Origin of the sequence: Flavobacterium sp. IB48, from assembly GCF_016405855.1 — a bacterium.
Classification (GTDB): Bacteria; Bacteroidota; Bacteroidia; order Flavobacteriales; family Flavobacteriaceae; genus Flavobacterium; species Flavobacterium ginsengisoli.
The window spans coordinates 101207-121765 of sequence record NZ_JAEFCA010000005.1; the positions used below are offsets into that span (position 1 = coordinate 101207).

The window sequence follows — 20559 nt, forward strand, 5'->3', positions numbered from 1 at the left end:
TATAAATAATGGGGATTTCATATTCTTCGGTTATTTAGTTTTTCACTAAAAGGTTTTTTGTAAACGTCTTGCCATTTGATAAAGTCATTCTCACGATATAAACAGCTTCAACATTTGGAGCCTGCAAAGTAGTCTCGTTATCATTAGTTGTTCTCTGGTCTATCAGCGATCCATTTACAGCAAACACCTCAATGCGAGCGTTTAGCATTTTAGCGGGGTCTATATTGGTAATCAATTGATAGCTCTCATTTTTTCTGACAGGGTTAGGATAAATTCTAACCGTTTCAACTGTTTTGGTTGAAGACAGCGTTAATGGGCAAGAAGTAATTAATGTTCCGTCTAATTTTGTTGCAACGGCATAATATGTTCCGTTTAAACCTCCTGTTTCTTTATAATATTGCAAAGTTTGGTCTGCAACTAAAATTCCGTCTTTGTACCAGGCATAAGATTTAAATTCTTTTGAACTATTGTCAAAGAAAATAACATTTTCAAACTGTTGTCTGATTAAATTCGGCTGGCTATTTATAACTGGCAATGACACCGTTTCAGCTGCATTGTAATTATTATTGCCCGCTTGAGATGCTGTAATAGTCGCCGAACCGGAATTGTTATAAACTAGTTCGTCATTTGAAATCGTTACCACATCTGTATTCGAAGAAGTATACATTACAGGCAAACCGCTATTTGAACTGGCAGTTAAAACACTTTCACTTACTCCATCACAATTTGAAACTAAAGTTTGGTTCCAAATAATTACCTGATCTGCTTTGGTAATTTCAAAATCGTTTCCAGTATATGTAATGACGTAATTGCCACCTGCTGTCAGCGTTCCTTGTGAAATTGCATAAGTTCCGACATTCTCTCCTGTTAGTCTTTCTAAAGTACCAGAGAAAGCATCATTTCCGACTAAACTTGGTGAAACCGCATAAGTGAAAACTGGATCTGCTGTTCCGTACACTTTTGTTTGAGAAGCGTCTGCCGTTACAGTGATTGGTTTTGCTGCAATAGCAAAAGCGTCTGAGGCAACTAAAGTTAGAACATAGTTTGATCCTGCTGATAGACTTCCAATAGTATAATCGTAAGTTCCAGCATTCTCTCCATTTGTTCTGCTTAAGCTTCCGCTAAAAGCATTTCCAGATACCAAAGCTTCGCTTGCAGTATAAGTAAAAATCGGATCGGCTTCTCCATAATATTTGCTTTGGGAAGCATTAACGCTTACTGAGATTTCTTTTGGTGTAATTTCAAACCCTTTTCCAACATACGTAATGGCATAATTGCCACCTGCTGTAAGCGTTCCTTGTCCTATTGCATAAGTTCCGACATTCTCTCCCGATATTCTTTCTAAAGTGCCAGAGAAAGCATCATTTCCGACTAAACTTGGTGAAACCGCATAAGTGAAAACTGGATCTGCTGTTCCGTATACTTTTGTTTGAGAAGCATCAACAGTTACCGTGATAGGTTTTGCTGTGATCGTATAATCTTTGCTTACGTAATCAATGCTGTAATTAGATCCTGCACTCAACGTTCCTTGGTTAATAGCATAATTTCCAATATTTTCTCCCATAGCTCTAGATAGCTCTCCTGTGAATGAATCTCCGCTTTCTAAACTTGGTGCGAATGAATAGGTTAATGCTGAATCTGTCTCTCCATATACTTTTGTTTTCGAATCGGCAGTGACTTCAATTGTTTTAGCCGTAATTTCAAAGTCTTTTCCAACATACGTAACGGCATAATTTCCGCCTGCTGTCAATGTTCCCTGTCCTATTACATAATTTCCGACATTTTCTCCCGATATTCTTTCTAAAGTACCAGAGAAAGCATCATTTCCAACTAAACTTGGTGAGACAGCATAAGTGAAAACTGGATCTGCTGTTCCGTATACTTTTGTTTGAGAAGCATCTGCCGTTACAGTGATTGGTTTTGCTGCAATAGTAAAGGCGTCTGAGGTAACTAAAGTTAGAACATAGTTTGATCCTGCTGATAGACTTCCAATAGTATAATCATAAGTTCCAGCATTCTCTCCATTTGCTCTGCTTAAGCTTCCGCTAAAACTATTTCCTGATACCAAAGCTTCGCTTGCAGTATAAGTGAAAATCGGATCGGCTTCTCCATAATATTTGCTTTGAGAAGCATTAACGCTTACTGAGATTTCTTTTGGCGTAATTTCAAAATCTTTACTTTCAAAAGTAATGGTGTAGTTTGAGCCTGCACTCAAATCTCCCTGCTCAATTGCATAAGAGCCAACATTCTCTCCAATTATTCTAGATAAAGCTCCTGTAAAAGCATCGGTTCCTACCAAACTTGGCGAAACAGTCGATGTCAGAATTGGCTCTGCTGAACCATAGATTTTCTTTTGAGATGCATCAACAGTTACCGTGATAGGTTTTGCTGTGATTGTATAATCTTTGCTTACGTAATCAATGCTGTAATTAGATCCTGCACTCAAAGTTCCTTGGTTAATAGCATAATCTCCAATATTTTCTCCCGCAACTCTAGATAGCTCTCCTGTGAATGAATCTCCGCTTTCTAAACTTGGTGCGAACGAATAGGTTAATGCTGAATCTGTCTCTCCATATACTTTTGTTTGCGAATTGGCAGTGACTTCAATTGTTTTTGCTGTAATTTCAAAGTCTTTTCCAACATACGTAACGGCATAATTTCCGCCTGCTGTCAGTGTTCCTTGTCCTATTGCATAATTCCCGACATTCTCTCCCGATATTCTTTCTAAAGTACCAGAGAAAGCATCATTTCCAACTAAACTTGGTGAAACCGCATAAGTGAAAACTGGATCTGCTGTTCCGTATACTTTTCTTTGAGAAGCATCTGCCGTTACAGTAATTGGTTTTGCTGTAATTTCAAAATCATCAGCAACGTAGGTAAGATTGTAATTGGTTCCTGCACTCAACGTTCCTTGTGCAATTGCATAAGTTCCTATGTTCTCTCCTACTGCTCTTTCTAAAGTTCCTGTAAATGAATCACCACTTACTAAATCAGGAGTAATAGTGTAGCTCAAAGATGGTTCAACATCTCCATATACTTTTGCCTGAGAAGCATCAGCCGTTACAGTGATTTCTTTTGGTGTAATCTCACCTATTTGTCCCGACTTCGTTTCAGCACTTAACACATAATTTGAAGCATTGGCTCCGCTAATTGTTAAGCTGCTAATTGTTACAGTTTTATTGTCTCCAATGTTCTTTGTATCATATGTTCCTGATAACGCATTGTTTAACGTTACTGTTTCATTTTCTAAAATTCCGATAAGCTCAAAATTATTACTTGATAAAACTGCTTGAGTTGTTCCATCAAAAACTTTGGATACATTTCCTTTTAATGAAACCTCTACTTCTTTAGGTGCAACTTTTGCTATATTAGCCACTAAAGAAGTTGGGCTTAAAACGTAGTTTTTAGAAGCTGTTCCAGATAATTTTAAATTGTTAACAGTAACTTGCTTATTTTCTCCTACATTTTTATCATCTAAATCACCAGCTGCAGGATTATCCAATTGTACATCATCGCCATCAACAACACCTTCTAAAGCAAAGTTATCAGCATTTAATGCTATGACAGCAGTCGCATTATAAACTTTTGATACTTTACCCTGTGCTATAGCATTTATAGTTTTTGGTTCTATAATTAAATCGGCTTCAACTACTTTATCATTATAATTTGGTTTGCTTAATACTGCATAAACCCTATAAGTACCAACCTCTATTTTGTCGTTATTAGTATAACTGACAGAAACTTGATTAGGAAGACCGCCTTGAATCGTTAATGATTTTTCGCTTCCATCATAAGTAAAGGTATTGGATGCTAGAACGAAATTATCTGTTAGATTGCCTTTTACAATTGTTAATTTGGCAATAAGCTGTTTGTCATTGTAATTTATTCCTCCATTGATATTAACTGTAACATTATAAGAGCCCACATTTATATTATCATTATTTATATAAGTTACTGTAGCTCCATCAGGAAGCATTCCATCAAGTGATAAGCTTTTAGGAGTGCCATCATAAACTTCTTCTTTTTCTAATAAAAATATTCCACTCGGAAGATCTGCTTTATTAATTGTCATAGAAGTAGTTAACTCAAACGTGTTGTAATTTGAACCTGAAATCGTTGCTTTTACGTTGTTATAGGCTCCCGCATTCTTTTGTGTATTTGAGTAAACCACACTTACTCCTTCAGGTAAAGTTCCTGATATTTCAGGGTGCTTATCAAAACCATCATAAGTAAATGTATTTGATGGAAATAAAATACCTGAAAGATCTTTTTTATCAATTTTAAGTGTATTAGATAATGTAATATCATTATAATATTCACCTCCGTTAATAATTGCTTTAACAATATAGTCTCCTGCATTTATTTGTCCATTACCTTCATAAGATACACTAACTCCTGCTGGTAAAGCTGTAACATTCAGATATTTTGCAGCACCATCATAAGTGTATGTTTCCGGCTGTAAAGTGGCAGAAAAGTCTCCTTTTCCAACTGTAAGCTTAAAGGTTTTAGTTGCTGGAGCATAAATCTCATCTCCACTTTGAACAACTGTTATTATAGCTTGTCCAACTCCTACAATATGAATTTTGTTATCTTTTGTAATGTAAGCTATATTTTTGTTATCACTACTATAAGTAAGTGGTAACAGCCCGCTTGATGCAGTTCCTATTACAAAATCAGCATCTGTATATTTTTTAGTAATATCATCGACATCAATAGTTTGTAATATTTTGGACTCATAACATCCCATGTCAATTGTCGTACTTTGAAAACGACTGTTATTCGCAATATCTTTATTACCCGCAATTGATACATTATACAGTGCATTATCTCCTTTGTTAATTGCTGGAGATGTGGTTTTTAAAGCAAAGTTAAATGCATTGGCATCAACAAAATCAGCAGGTTGCTCATAGAAATTATTGGCTAATGCCATTGGAGCGTATAAAGATTGAGCTTTAGACAGCAAAGAGTTCTTAACCGTAACTGTTCCTGTTACTCTATATATATCATTATTGCCTGGATTATCTCTAAAAACAGTATTAAACACTTCTAAATTTGAAGTACCATTAGTAAAAATATGAGCTGAATTACTAATATTATCTCCAAAAGTAGTATTCACAATTTTTACAGTGGCATCATTTAGTGCTACTGAAGTTCCTTGTGCTCCAGTGTTAGAAACTAAATTACCGTAAAACAGTGTATTATATATTGAAACATTAGAATTATCTGTAATATACATACCGCCGCCTCGATGGCCTGAAGAGTTTTCTGAAAAAATACAGTTTTTTACAGTAAGGTTGGAACTGTGTACACGTATTCCTCCTCCATACTCTCTGGTAATAGCTTTTCCGTTTATTATTACAGTTCCTTCTGTTCCAAGTGTTGCGCTTGCTGCTTTACCTTTTACAATACTGAAACCATCTATTTCATTATTACCTGCTGAATTAGAAACTGTAATAATATGGTTAATTGTAGATTGTCCATCTAGAATCGTTTTATTCTCCTTAATATTTCTGTCGGTTAAACTCTCATTAGCAATATTTCCATCAAAACCTCCATATAGTTTTACACCATCTGGTAATAAAAAGCTGTTATCTTTTCCTTCATTAATAAAGTTAGAGTTATCTCTTGAGCTGTATTTTGGTGTATACGTACCTTGAGCTACATAGATTTTATTTACAGTATTTGATGCATTACTATTAAGAATAGTAGCATAGCGTAAAGCTAATGACAAATCACTTAGTGCTAATTGCCATGTAGAACCATCCCCACCAACTGCACCTTGTTTTACATATAGCGTATTATTTGTTAATGCAGCATTAGGTAGTATTTTTAAAGTTCCTGCATTATAAATAAAATTATAATTATTGGAAGATAAACCACCTGGCAATATCCCATCTGTATAAATGCCAACTTCGGTTTTACCTATAGCATTACCTGAATATACTAATGATCCAGTTAGCTTAGAACGATCATCACCGTTAACAAAACCTGTATAACTTACATCATAATCTGCATTTGACATTGCTAAATTATTGGCAAGTTTGGTCTTATCATTTGCTTTTACAGTTAAGTTTGCTTTTGCTATAGTTAAAACAAAGGTTTTTTCTGTTGGAGCATAAGTTTCATTACCTGCTACAGCAACAGTAATTGTAGTTGTACCAGCATTTTGTGTATGAATTTTACCATCTACAATAGCAGCAACAGTAGTGTTACTACTTTTGGTATAAGTTAACGCTAAGCCAGTATTTACTGTTACAGCTTCATTAACAAAATCTGAATCTCCATAATTTTTGGTCAAATCAGATGTTGTAATAGTTTGAGGTAGCTTAGATTCAAAGCATCCCATATCTATTGTATTATTCTGAACACGTTTATCATCTGCAATATCTTTGTCATGATAAATAGCAGTGTTATAAAACGAATTGTCTCCTTTATCGACAACTACAGAGCTTGTTTTTAAAGCAAAGTTATTAGCGTTAACATCAATAAAACCAGGGTCTACATTATAGATGTTATTTGCTAACACAAAGCCTTTACTACTATAAAAAGTTTCTGCATTAGGCAGAAAAGAGTTCTTAACGGTAATTGTTCCTCTCGATTTATTTATATCATTATGAGTAGGATCAGCGAAATATCTAAATATTGAGTTATATACTTCCAAATTAGCATTTACATGATCAGTAACAATTTGAAATGAATTCTGCGAATCTCCAAAAGTAGAATTATAAATTTTCACATTAGCTTCTGATATCACCATAGAGGTACCTGATGCCCCATAATGATCTGCGCTATTATTATAAAAAAGCGTATTAAAAACAGATACATTTGACACATCCGTTATATACATAGCACCAGCTTGGTTACCAGAGGAATTTCCAGTAATAGTACAGTTTTTTATATTAAGGTTAGAACTGTGTACACGAATACCTGAACCAAATGCTTGGGTAATTGGCTTACCCTTTATGGTCATTGTCGCACCAGCCCCCATCCATGATCCAAAGCCTCCTGCACCATTCATAATGGTAAATCCATCTATTTCGTTGTCTCCTGTAGAGTTAGAAACAATAACAATGTGATGTACTTTTTGTCCTGTTACTGGATTATAACTATCTAAAATAGTTTTATTCTTTTGAATTTGTCTGTTGGATATGCTTTCATTAGCAATAGATCCATCAAAACCTCCATAAATTTTTACACCATCAACTAATAAAAAACTATTGTCTGTATCTTCATCCGCAAAGTTAGAACTGTCTTTTGGACTGTATTGTGGAGCATAAGTCCCTTTAGCCACATATATTTTATTAGCCTTAGTAACATCTGGTCTAGTACTAGTATTAAGTGAGTATGCTAATTTTAATCCCTCAGCAACTTCTCCTAGTGCATCATCCCAAGAGGTTCCTTTTCCTGCACTTCCTTTTTTAACGTATATTGTACCATCTGTTAATTGAACATCAGACTCAATTGTTAGCTTACCATTATTGTAAGTAATATTATAATTTAAAGATGTTAATCCAGAAGGAGTTATAACGTAGTTACCTATAGTGGTTGCAGTTACAGCTGTACCGCCATAAGCTATTGCACCCCCAAAAGCTGTACTTGGAGTATCTCCTAGGACAAACCCAGTATAACTCACAGAAAAGTCTTTAAAGACAGAACCATTTTCAAAAAATAATTTATTATCTGCTGTTACAGTTAATGCTGCTTTATTTACAGTTAATAAGAAATCTGTTTGAGGTGCAGCATCATATTCGCTGTCATTTCCTGATTGTTTTAGGGTTATAGTTGCTGTTCCGGCACCTACGGGCTTAATTTTTCCGTTTTCTATTATAGCAATAGAAGTATTACTAGACGTATATTCTAATGGTAATCCGCTTGTTGCAGTACCATGTGTAAATGGCTCATCTCCGTATTTTTTTGTAAGAGCAGCCACTGTTATGGTTTGGGTTTTATTTCTCTCAAAAGCCCCTATATCTACATTAGTATCAATAATACGCGATTTGCCTTTTAAATCTTTAGCTGGAAAAGCAATACTAGCAGGATTGTTTTTACCAGCATTTAGAGCAGGACTGGTAGTTAATAACGAATAATTTGCATCAAAAACTGTAGTTGTGCTTGTAACACCACCTATACCTTGTATTAAACTGTTTTCATAACTAGGAGTACTGGCATTATTAACAATGTCTGAATTATTTTTTACACTAACTGTATTTACAATTCTTGCAGAAGAACCACTTGCATTATACAATGCTGCTCCTTGCGCACCTGTGTTATCTGCTATAGTAAGATTAAGAAGTGTAGGCAACGACGCATTGTTATAAATAGATGCCCCATTTGGTGCTGTATTGCTAACAATTAAGCAGTTAACCCATGTTGTATTGGCGTTTTCATTATATATAGCACCACCGTTTGTAGTAGCATTATTGGCTCTGATGATACAGTTTTCAAATCTTGCTGTGACTTTTTTATTGTATATACCACCTCCATTAGTTGCACTACCGCTTGTTATTGTAAAACCGTTTAAAAGAGCACTGCTAGTTAAACTATTATCATCATTTTTAATAACCGATGCATTATTTCCTTTTAAAATACTTCCATCGTTTAAATTACCTGTGATACGTTGATGTGTTAGGTTTGTAATAGCATTATCAGGATCAAATCCGCCATATATTTCTATATTTTTAGGCATTATATATGACTTTCCTGAAGTCACTTGATAAGTTCCTTTTGCTACAAATATTTTTTTAACTTTTTTAGGATCAGTATCATCTGTATGTACGGAGTTAATATTAGAAGCTCTTGTTAAAGCAAGTTCTAAATTACTTAAAGGACTATTCCATGAAGAACCGTCGCCACTTCCGTTTTGTTTTACATATAAGATGTTGTCTGTTAGAATTAAATTTGATTTTATTTCTAAAGTTCCTTCTTCATACAAAACAGTGTATTTAGTAGAAGTAATACCCTGAGGAATAATTTTATAAATACCTGGTTCAGTTGCAGTAGCAGCGTCACCTGAAAAAGCAAGAGTTCCAGAGATACTATTTGATTGACTATCACCAGATTCAAAACCAGAATAAGTTACAGTATAATTACTATTTCCATAAACACTTCCATCAAATACTTTTACCTTATTGACAGCTTTAATTGTAAGAGGTATTTTAGTTACATTAACAACTATTTTAGTCCTGATACTTTCGCAATTGTTGGCGTTAGTTTGACTTACCCAATAAGTAGCAGAATTTTCAGATGACATATTTAAAGAAGGCGTTGCTGTTAATGCTGTACCATCTTTTTCTTGTGTATACCATTTTAAATTGCTTCCATTTACTACGATTTTAGCTCCTGCTTGACCAATAATAAAATTTTGTGGAGATTGTGCAGTTGGTGCCTGAGTAGAACTTATCGACACACTAACACTTGTTCTATCACTTTCGCAACCATTAACCGTTTGACTTGCATAATACGTATTACCAGAAACTAAAGCTGTATTACTGGCTAACGAACTTCCTCCTGAAGCCTGACTGTACCATTTTACATTTGTGCCAGTTGCTTTTAAATCATTAACAATCGCTTCATTACAAAAAGATTGTGCTGCAACAGCAGTTGGTGCTGTTTTACCAGAAGCACCTAATTCATTTTCATAAGCACCAATATCAATCGTATTTACTTTTCTGTTCTTACCTAAAAAATCAGTGTTTGGATACTCACTTGAATATAAAGAATTGTTTCCTTTATTTATTATGGAACTACAACCTGTTAGATTAAAATTATAATTAGCAGCATCAGCAAAATATGGGTTGGTTTCTCGAATATTATTGTTTTTATTTACAAAATTATTCTGACTATCATACCTAAAAGAATTACTTTGAACATCAGCCGAAGTACTTGAAACAGTAAGTTCTTCAAGAATATTATTATACAGCTTAACCTTTTTACTGAAGGTATAAATACCATAACCCGGACTTTCATTCCAAACAGTATTATTTACAAAATCGACTGTAGAATTAGGTTGAAAAATAGTCGTAAAACTTTCATTTCCTGTAAAAACATTATTATACAGTTTATTTACACCTTCAAAGACAGCAATTATACAACCAGAATACCCTGCGCTGTCTGCGACACCAACATTATTCTTTACAGTATTATTGAAAAACTGGTTTTTTGTATAACTTTCAATATCTAAAACAGCTCCAAAATAAGATTTGTTTCCTACGAATGAATTATCACGAATGTCAGTTGTACTATAATTAGCTAAAAATATTCCTCCTCCTCTTTTTACAGAGTTGTTACTTTCAAAATTATTATTGTTTATTGTTAGCTTGGTAGTAATATTATTGCTAACTACATTGGCATAGATTGCTCCTCCAAATTCAGAAGCACTATTGGTCTTGAAAATATTATTATTAATGACAGAATTAACTGTGATTGTTTCGAAATTAATGGCTCCTCCAAATTTAGTAGCCGTATTTCCTGTAAATATATTATCAGAGATTTTAATGTTATTATCATTTGCAGATACTATAGCACCTCCAAATCCAGAAACAGAATAACTACTTGTATCCGTAACACTATTTCCGGTAAAAGTATTTCCGGTTAAGGTCGTTGTATTTTTATTTTCAATGAAACATGCAGCACCTCCTAACAAAGAAGCATTTCCAGAAAATGTATTTCCAGAAAATGTAATACCATTTGTTTCAACTGCAAAGGTTCCTCCTCCTATACTTTTTAAAGCTTTATTATTGCTAAAATTATTTGATGTTATTTCTGCATTAATAACTCTGCGAAGCAAAATAGCTCCTCCACCTCCAGCAATTGTAGTAGAAGCCTCCATCAAAGCATTGTTACCGGTAAATGCACTATTCGTAATTTTAAGATTACGTATATTTTCGTCAGCATAAATAGCACCTGCAACATCTGCACTATTGTTATCAAAAGTACAATTATTGACAATCCTTGATGATGAATTATCCTGACTCACTTTTTCAATATAAATAGCCCCGCCATAACCGGTACCAGTCTTAATTTTATTCGCCAGGTTATTACTAAATGTTACATTACTTAGATTTAAAAGTTTTCCATCTAAATCAGAAATAACTCCTCCCAGAGGCGCACTGTTAGCATTAAAATTTCCTCCTGTAATAGTCAAATAACTGTCGCTGTTGCTAATTGCACCTCCATTATCTGTGGCCGTATTATTAGAAAAGATACAGTTAGTAAAATTGGCGCGAGCACCTTCCTGTAAACATATTGCCCCACCAATTATACCTTGATTATTTTTAAAGGTTACGTTTTCTAATGTTAAAACCCCTTTTATGTTGTATATAGCCCCACCATTACTTTTAGGATAGGATGTATTAAGTATTTCCGTTGTTACCATGTCACCTCCCGGAATTGAAGCTATACTTGGCAAGCCACTAAATCCTGCAAGTTGCAAACCTAATGAAGCATAACTATAATAAGGGCTTTCCGTCATCGAAACAAACCAATCCGGATATTTATCTTTGATATTATCGTTAATAGAATTCTTCTTAGTTTCTGTAGATATTTTATAATACTCTAATGAATCAGCCTTACCATCACTAATGGTTAGTCCGTTTAAGTAGTAATTCTCATTTTCTTCAAGAGCATAAATAAGTATCACATGGTGTGCAAAATTTCCACCACCCAAATTTCCGCTAAGAATAGTTTCATTTGCTGTAATATTTCTCTGTGAAAGACTGTTTTCATTACCAATAAAACCACCATATAATTGTACACCTTTTTTTAGTCCAAAAGTGTTATTCCTGTCCTGTGCACTGCCGTTAGGCGCCAAAGCTACTTTAGGAGTATATGTTCCTCTGGCAATCCATATTTGAGTACCACTGTCAGATGAACTAATCATTTTCTGTAAGTTCTCAGAAGCATTACTCCAAGAACTTCCGTCTTTACTTCCTGAACCATTTACAGTAACATATTTTATTGTTTGAGATTGCAATAAAACAGTAAATAAAAAGAAACAAGTTACAAACGAGTATCTTAACAAATTGGGTTGTTTTTTTAAAAGCTTAAAAGTTTTAATCTTCTGTAAATAGAGATGCCATACAAAGACTAGAAACTTCAAAATTAATAAGTAGTTTTTTTCCATAAAAAAGTAAGTAGTAAAATTGATTGATATAATTCTGGGTTAGTTTAACTGTATATTTTGGAGACATTTAATAAAAAAGTCATTTCTTTCATAAGATTGACATTTTTTGTCCGTTAATTAATAGGGGGGAAAATTCAAAAAATAACGTTACCGTTGCAATTTTAGATGTTGAGATTTTTGCAAATGCACCAATCTTTTCAAGACATGAAATATTTGGGTTTCTAAAAATGATAGATGAACAAGAGAACATCATAAATAACTGTAAGTAGATTTTTTTCAAGCAGCGTAATTATTTTAAGTGTTTACAGAAATGAGATCAAAAATAAAGTCTCAATTAAGCTTCAAAATTAAAAACATCTTCCCTACTAAGCCTATTTATTGGGGTGGACAAAAAAAAGACATTTTAAAATGATGTTATATTTTGCCCCACAAACTTCATTTTCAGAAAAATAAGTACGTGTGTAGTAATTTTTTGTTTTTGTAGCTCACTCAACTAGCTCCATTACATGTAAAGAAATAACTTACCTTAAAAAAAGACAGATTGAAAAAAAATATAAAAAAAACAAGCCGAAGCTTGTTTCCATTTTTTGTTCTAAATACTGTTTTTATGTGGTGCTAACTTTTTATGTTTTATATTCTACCATTTCAAACAAAAGATCATATTTATCGCCTAATTTTTTCTTCAGTCGTTGTTTGCTTTTTTTGACTGCATCAATTGTTACACCAAGTAAATTTGACATCTCATAATTGTTAAGATTTAATTTTTGAAGCATTATTATTTTAAGATTTGACTCTTTTACTTCAGGAAAATTCTCTATTATCGCATAATAAAAATCACTGTACTGATTTATAAATTCTCTTTTGAAAGCACTCCAATTTTCATCAGTCATAATGTGAGAACTTAACATTTGCTGCAATTTGTTTTTTTCTTGTTCTGAATGCTTTGAAGTAAAACTTTTAATTTCCTCGAGTTCTTCTTCTAAAAATGATATTTGTTTGTCTTTATTTTGAAGATTTTCAGCATAGCTATCTATATTAGAACTTACATCTTTAAGTTTTTCTTCATACATTAAAAGATCATTTTCATATTCTTCCTCTTTTAATCTTTTATTTTCCAGTCGTTTAGTAAAAAAACCATAAGCAATTGCACTCGAAAGTATCGTTGAAATTAAGATTAAGAGACCAATGTTTCTTATTCTTTCGCTTTTTTCTAATTCCAATAAGATTTTTTGGGTTTCATCTTCATACTTTTTTTTCTGAATAAGCCAATTAGTTCTTTTCAATACAGTATTGCCATTGGTTTGAAGCAAATATTCTTCAACCTGTTTGAGCTGTCGTCTTAATATCAGTTCTTTTTGAGAATCTTCACCGTTTAAAAGCAGTAGTTTTAATTCGATTACTTCTTTTAAAGAACTTCTGTAATAAGATTTAGTTCCTGCAATTTTACCAGCTCTTTCTAGAATTTTTTCAGCCTCTATTTTATTGTTTAATTTCAGCAGAATTTTTGCCAATAGTATCGAAGCATACATCTCATTTTTTTCAATTTTGAACTTTTGAGAATAAGCTATATCCTGCCTTAAAAGATTCACAGCTGTATCTACGTCTCCTTTTTTGTTGTAAATAAGCGCTTTATCACCTAAAACTTTTGCATATCTTACACTATCATTAGTTTTTAATGCAACAGCTTCAGATTTATCAAAATAATGCATTGCATTTACGAGATCTTTCTTTCTGAAATAACAGTTACCAATTGCATTTAAAACATCTGCAGATTCTGAAGAAGTCCCTTTCATGTAAAGCATTGATTTTTTTAAAAAATCTACAGCAGAATCATCCTCTATAGTAAACATTATCCATCCAAAAAATTTAAAAGTTTCTCCTGGCAAAATCATCTCCGAAATATCAATCTGATTGCTTTCTTCCATTGCTTTAAGAACAATCGGAGTAAGTCTATCAATCTGACAGTAAAAATATAGGTACTTTGAATAATTTAGCTGTGTCCAAATAATAAGACTTAAGTCTTTACTTTTTTGAGCCTCTTGAATAGATTTTAAATAATGATACTCGCTTTGGGGATTTGTTTTGTCAAAGAAGACTGAATAGCCGTTTGCTAATAAAGCATCATAAAGAATATGGTATTTTTTATTGGATGATTCCTTCAAAAAAGACAGTCTTTTTTTTAGTTCTAAAGTGTCTTTCTTTTGATTATTTTCTTTGATTATAATAGACTCAATATGAGTTGTTAAATCTTTGGATGAAGAGAATAGCTTTTGAGATTGTAATTTGGTAAAAAAAACAAAAGCATATAACACAAAAAAGAATCTAATTTTTTTTGTACAGAACATCATTTTGGAAAAGGGGGCTAATTGAGTTCGCTAAAATAAAAAAATATAAATCTTATTCTTAAAAAAAATTAACATATAAATTTAATTTAACAATTGTCCCGTATAATCAAAAAAAAAATCTGTATTTTATTCTTTCCGATTTAGAAACATTCCTACTAAATCTTCTATAGAATCCCTGCTTGGAGAAGCAAAATCCTTTATTCCTTCAATAGCTTCTTTTCCTAAAACTGAAGCTCTTGCCCTCATTTTTGTTTCATAAACCGCAACAGCAGATTTTAGATCGCTGAATTCTCCATTAGTTAAGCATTCGCTCAAATCTAAAGCATCTAGCATAGCAGTGTTAACTCCTTCTCCAGAAGGTGGCATCAGATGTGCAGCATCACCAAGAAGCGTTACATTTTCTTTTGCTTCCCAGTGCTGGTCCGTTGGAAAATAATTTAGCGGTCGAACTAGAAATTTCTTGCACGATTTAAATAAAGTGAAAAACTTTGGGTTCCAGTCGGCGTAAAATCCAACCAAATAAGCATAAACTTCATCAGCATTATTAAAATCGATACCACTTGTTTCAATCCAATCTTCAGCATACAGAGAAGCCGCGTAAAATGTCAAACCGCCATTTCCCATTGGCTGTACCGCAATAGTTTTTCCTATATCCATTGCGCTAAGATTTGCGTTATTGACTAGCTCATACATATCAGGGCAGTCAATTTTCGGATTTTCAATTTCCCCTTGAATAATTGTTGCACCAGAATACAATGCTTTAATATCTGTCACGTAGGAACGAACTTTTGAGCGATAGCCATCGGCGCCGATTACAATATCTGCATTAGCCGTCATACCATTTTTGAATTTCAATTCCCACGCGTCATTAACCTGTTCCATACTCAGAAATTGGCTATCCCATACTACAGTGTTAGGCAAAAGGCCTTCAATTATCATATTTCTTAATACTCCTCTATCAATTTCAGGCCTAAAATGCTCATCGTCAAAATTATCTTGATTGCCCTCATTAATTTCATCAAGAAGTATATTTAAATCTTTGTCAACCAAACGATACCTATCGGCATCTTTCATATAATTAGCTTTAAAAGCTTCCAATAAGTTCGCTGCTTGCATTACTTTTAAACCAGAATCAAAATGCAGATCCACAATTGCACCTTGAACGCGAGAATCCTGATTAAAATCTCTTTCATAAACTTTAACCTCTGCTCCTTTCAATTGCAACAGACGAGCCAATGTTAATCCACCTGGTCCAGCGCCTAGAATAGCTATTTTTTTATTTTCTAACAGACTGCTTGCTTTTCTTTCCATCTTATCATACTTTTTATTGGTGCAAAGAAATCGCGTTTCGTAGGAACGGGCAATGTCAGAAAGAAGCAAATATAGGACTAATCGCGGTTTTGATTTCGAAATGCCAATGGAGTCATTTTGGTTATTTTAGAAAACAAACGGGTAAAATAAGAATAATCATCATAGCCTAATTCTGTTGCAATTTCTTTAATAGACTGATCAGAATGATGAAGCAAGCGCTTTGCTTCTAGCACAATACGCTGTTGTATATGATGTGAAACCGAGTAGCCTGTTTTAGCTTTAACACATTCATTTAAATAAGGCGTTGAGATATTTAATTTCTCAGCATAGGAACTTGGACTTTTTTCGATTGTAAAATTCAATTCTAAGGCGGTCATAAATGCTTTAGTGATAATTTCAAACCTTGAATAGTTCTCATTTCTTTTTGATTCGGCTAAATATTGTGATACGACTAATGCGACCAATGCATTGCCAAATTCGTTTACAATTGAACCATATAGTTTTTCCCCTTTTCTGTCAGACATTTTAACACAGAGTAAAGCCGTTTCAGTTACTATCGATAGAACATCTACTTCGACAGGAAGTACATTTACAGGAACAAGATCTTCTAAAATCTTTAAATAATCAGGACGAAGATTTTCTACTGTCATTATCCAACTCGTAATTATAGCTTCTTCAAATAAGATTAAACGATGCACTTGGTTTGGATGGATAAAAATAACCGAAGGTGCTTTGATTTCCATCTTCTGAAAATCAATTTCCATATGAGTACTCCCTTTTTCTTGCACAATAAAGGTAAATCCAGAATCTCGATGAGATCTTTCCGTTTCTTTAGAATCCGGTGCGCCATTCAAGAACCTTCTTCCAATTATGATGCCCTCATTAAAATCAGGTGGTAATGTATTTACTGGGATCGGCTTTATCTTCATATGCATTTGTCTCTATTGCAGTAAAACAAAGTTAACTATTATTGCGTTACACAAAAAAGCAAAGGATAACCAAAGCAAGGCCAGACAATTTTTAGGTTGCTTTTCTTAATATATTTTTCACTATGTGTAAAACTGCATAAAACTATTGCAACAGAATCGAGGCATATTGTTGTCGGTAAAATAAAACCTCATCAAAATCTCGACTTAAGAAACATCAAGGGCATTAATCTGGATAAATATAAAATCCGTTTCTTCGCATCTCCCGTTTTATTCTTCTTTTTTCTTTGCGACTTACAAAAGGCTTAAAAGCTTCTAAATTTACTTCATAATAATCTTTAGCAGTAATGGTGACTTCTTTTGATTCTAAACCTATAAAGCCCACAATTAATACATCATTTTCATTTAAGCTAATTTCAAATTTTCCATCCAAGTCTGCATATGTTCCCTTTCTCTGGTTTTTCACAGTGATAGTAGCTCCAGGCAACGGACCATTTTTATCCATTACAATTCCGCTAACTGTTTTAGCAATTTTAATATCTGATTTTAAATCTTTTTGAATTGAACAAGATGCAAAAATGCATATAAGGCAATACAACAGGCAAAATCTAAGTTTCATTAGAAATATATTTTTTGATTAAAGAAAGACAGAATTTTCACAAAAAAGAATATTTTTTTGTTTCCCTTACTATAATAGATTGTTACTTGGCCTAAAAGGTTGGAACAGAAATGAAAATAATATGATAAAAGTTTTTAAACGCTAGCAAGAAAGCTAAAATTCAATGAAAACTAATAAATTATCCTAACTACCTATCCTTCAGCGCTAAAATCATGATTTAAAAAATTTAAAAGAAAGAAAGATGTCACTCATTGTTAAACTTAGCTTCAACAAATGTTAAATATAAGTAAAGCCCTGTAAAGTCTCATGATTTTACGTATTTTTGTTAGAGGTTCTTCAGAAAAAAGATTTAAATTTTCTTGTAGTTGTTAGTCAGACATTTTCTTCCCAGCGACCACAAAAGCTAAAAACTTTATAATCTGTTTAAAAAGAGCCAAAAAAAATACCACTACAAATAGCCCCAAGACTATGAAAAAAATTACTTTAATGATGTGCCTGCTGATTGCCGTAGGCGTGAACGCGCAGCAGGAAAAAGGAATTATCGGATATGCGAACTGGCTGGACAACTGGACAGAATTCAAACCGCAAAAGACGGAGTCTAAAGATGCCAACCAGATACTGGCTGGAAATATCACTCAGAACACTAAGCTGATGAAAAAAAATGTATACATCCTTCAAGGAAATGTATATGTTACTAATAACGCAATTCTAACAATTGATCCTGGTACTGTAATTATTGGAGATGCAGCAAGCAAAGGAACTCTTATCATAACAAAAGGAGCAAAAATCATAGCAGAAGGACAGGAAACTGATCCTATTATTTTCACTTCAAACGCAAGCATGAAAAAAGCGGGCGACTGGGGTGGCGTAGTAATCCTTGGTGATGCCCCTATCAATAAATTTGGTGGAGCTGGCTCATACACTATGGATCTTGATCCTTCACTTACCGCATACGGAGGAGACAATGCAGCTGGCAACTCTGGAATATTCAAATTTGTTCGAATTGAATTTGCGGGCCGAAAAGTAAAAGGAGCAGATAGCTTTAATGGATTAACTGTTGCTGGAGCTGGAAACAAAACTGTTTTAGAAAACATTATGGTGAGCTTCTCAGGAGGCGATTCATTTGCTTTTTATGGTGGAGATGTAAATGCTTCACAACTGGTTTCATATAAATCTATAAACGACGATTTTAAAATCACACAAGGTGCTCAATGCCGTTTGTTTAATTCTCTAGCGGTTAGATCTTCTTATCTTTCAAGTAACAGAGACGGTTCAAGATGTCTTGAGGTAAAAGCATACGAAAAGAAGAGCGAAACTGATTTTACTAGAAAGTCAACTTTCGTTTCTGCTTCAAACCTTACACTTTTAAATGACAGTGATAATATCAAAGCTGATATTCAGGCTGGTCTTATAAAAGAAGCTGTTTATGTAGCTGATAATGCTTCTCTTGAGCTTAAAAGAAGTGTGATTTCAGGTTTTAATCCAGCTGTATTATTAGATAGCCAAATGGCAGTAAATGCAGATAACTTAAAGAAGATCAAATTTGAAGAAATGTTTTTCAACCAATGTACGGGTAACATCTTTACAGAAAATAAAACAGACAATTCTGATCTAGAAAACTGGTATGGCAACAACCTATTCCAAAATGTATATTCGCAAACCGACAATAAAGAAACTTTTGTTGACATAAGCAATGCAAAGAGACCAGACTTCAGATTGCAGTTAGGAAAAATTACAGCATCTAGCGGTAGATAAATTCAAATATCTTCCATTAAACAATAAAAAAAGGAAATATCCCTGCGGATGTTTCCTTTTTTGTTTCCCTCTAAATAAGTAGATTGCTCAGCAAAATTCCTTTCTTCTTAGTAAAACCACGAAAACTTCTAATATGCTATTATCAAACAAACGCATTATGAGAGCGGAAGTAAAAAGAAGATCATACACAACAAAATCAAGACATATGCTGCAAATAAAATACAGAGTTCTTTATTGTGGCGGCGCCTAATCTCTGAGAGCTTTAGTTTTAAAGCCGCTTTCTCTCCTGCTATAATCTCATGATATCTATCTGTCATAAAACCTTAAAAAATTAAAACCTAAATATTTGTATATTCTGTATCTGTAAATTCTCTTTCAAAAGCCAAATGTAAAATTTTACATCGGGTTAATTTCACGTATTTACACCTATTTTCTTACAAATATACAATTGTTTTAAAACCATAATAGTGTTACTAACATATGTAAAAACTGCCCTTAAAGGCTCATTAATAAAAGACAGTTAGATGTTGATTAACATGAGTACTTGTTAATATTCGAGGTGCTTTAAACAGTGTATATTTATATTTTTAGATACCTGCCTTATTACTACAATACTAGAAATTTATCGTATTTTTATAAACTGTATGTTTTTTTAACAGTACATACAAAATAGCTGCCATAGAAAAGGCAATAAAAAGAACTTAAATTAATCTTATAAAAATGCAGAACATAGAAAACAAAGTTGCCTACATAACCGGCGCGACAAAAGGCATTGGTTTTGGCATTGCAGAAGCTTTAGTTCAGAACGGGCTAAAAGTAGCGATCTCAGGAAGAGATATAAAGACGCTTGAAAAGGCGCAGCAAGCATTAGGAAGCCAGAATGTCCTTATTCTAGAATCTGATGTCAGAAATTATAATGACCAGCTCAAAGCTGTTGAACAGATTACATCTGAATTTGGAAAACTCGATATTGTTATTGCTAATGCTGGAATAGGTAAATTTGCTCCCGTAGACGAAATGTCCTTAGAGGACTGGAACGCAATGATTGATACTAATCTGACAGGAGCTTTCTATACCTTAAAAGCAACTAGCGGACAACTAAAAACAAACAAAGGCTATTACATATCAATAGCATCACTTGCAGGCACCAATTTCTTTGCAAAAGGTGCTGCCTACAATGCTTCAAAATTCGGACTGGTGGGTTTTACCCAAGCTGCGATGTTAGATCTGCGTGATTATGATGTAAAGTGTACCACCATTATGCCAGGATCGGTTACTTCAAATTTTAACGGCCATACGCCAAATGAAGATGACAATTGGAAAATCCAACCCTCAGATATCGGACAGATGGTAGTAGATCTCCTAAAAATGAACCCTAATGTTCTACCGAGCAAAATAGAGATTCGTCCGACGAAAACCAAATAGATAAAATTCTCTTTCAATTAAAAAACAGCTCAAAAGGCTGTTTTTTTTAAAACAATA

The 20559-nt window shown here is 33.5% G+C and carries 7 protein-coding genes; 2 read left to right on the forward strand and 5 right to left on the reverse strand.

Annotation, left to right across the window (positions count from 1 at the left end; all coding sequences use genetic code 11):
• Positions 1-34: 34 nt before the first annotated feature.
• The 5 genes from JC605_RS16750 to JC605_RS16770 all read right to left on the reverse strand — a co-directional run bounded on the left by JC605_RS16750 (position 35) and on the right by JC605_RS16770 (position 17322).
• Positions 35-12019 (reverse strand): MBG domain-containing protein, encoded by an 11985-nt coding sequence (locus tag JC605_RS16750; RefSeq protein WP_198857296.1) that lies wholly within the window; start codon positions 12017-12019, stop codon positions 35-37.
• Between the two features lie 725 nt (positions 12020-12744).
• Entirely contained in the window at positions 12745-14283 is a 1539-nt protein-coding gene (locus tag JC605_RS16755) for a tetratricopeptide repeat protein (RefSeq protein ID WP_198857297.1), read from the reverse strand.
• 309 nt (positions 14284-14592) lie between these two features.
• Positions 14593-15777, reverse strand: coding sequence for an NAD(P)/FAD-dependent oxidoreductase (locus JC605_RS16760; RefSeq protein ID WP_198857298.1), 1185 nt, complete (start codon positions 15775-15777; stop codon positions 14593-14595).
• Positions 15778-15854: 77 nt separating this feature from the next.
• Positions 15855-16706: an AraC family transcriptional regulator gene (locus JC605_RS16765; protein WP_233074144.1), complete on the reverse strand. Its 852-nt coding sequence runs from the start codon at positions 16704-16706 to the stop codon at positions 15855-15857.
• A 223-nt stretch (positions 16707-16929) separates the two neighbouring features.
• Positions 16930-17322, reverse strand: coding sequence for a carboxypeptidase-like regulatory domain-containing protein (locus tag JC605_RS16770; protein WP_198857300.1), 393 nt, complete (start codon positions 17320-17322; stop codon positions 16930-16932).
• 468 nt (positions 17323-17790) lie between these two features.
• On the opposite strand from JC605_RS16770, the gene JC605_RS16775 reads away from it, so the two are divergent.
• Positions 17791-19077: a hypothetical protein gene (locus JC605_RS16775; RefSeq protein ID WP_198857301.1), complete on the forward strand. Its 1287-nt coding sequence runs from the start codon at positions 17791-17793 to the stop codon at positions 19075-19077.
• A gap of 720 nt (positions 19078-19797) precedes the next feature.
• Positions 19798-20502, forward strand: a complete 705-nt coding sequence (locus tag JC605_RS16780; protein ID WP_198857302.1) for an SDR family oxidoreductase — start codon at positions 19798-19800, stop codon at positions 20500-20502.
• Positions 20503-20559 lie beyond the last annotated feature (57 nt).

Bases quoted from the DNA above. Each gene is read 5' to 3' on its own strand.
- JC605_RS16765 (WP_233074144.1), bottom strand. From the start codon at position 16,706: ATGAAGATAAAGCCGATCCCAGTAAATACATTACCACCTGATTTTAAT.
- JC605_RS16775 (WP_198857301.1), top strand. From the start codon at position 17,791: ATGAAAAAAATTACTTTAATGATGTGCCTGCTGATTGCCGTAGGCGTG.
- JC605_RS16760 (WP_198857298.1), bottom strand. From the start codon at position 15,777: ATGGAAAGAAAAGCAAGCAGTCTGTTAGAAAATAAAAAAATAGCTATT.
- JC605_RS16780 (WP_198857302.1), top strand. From the start codon at position 19,798: ATGCAGAACATAGAAAACAAAGTTGCCTACATAACCGGCGCGACAAAA.
- JC605_RS16770 (WP_198857300.1), bottom strand. From the start codon at position 17,322: ATGAAACTTAGATTTTGCCTGTTGTATTGCCTTATATGCATTTTTGCA.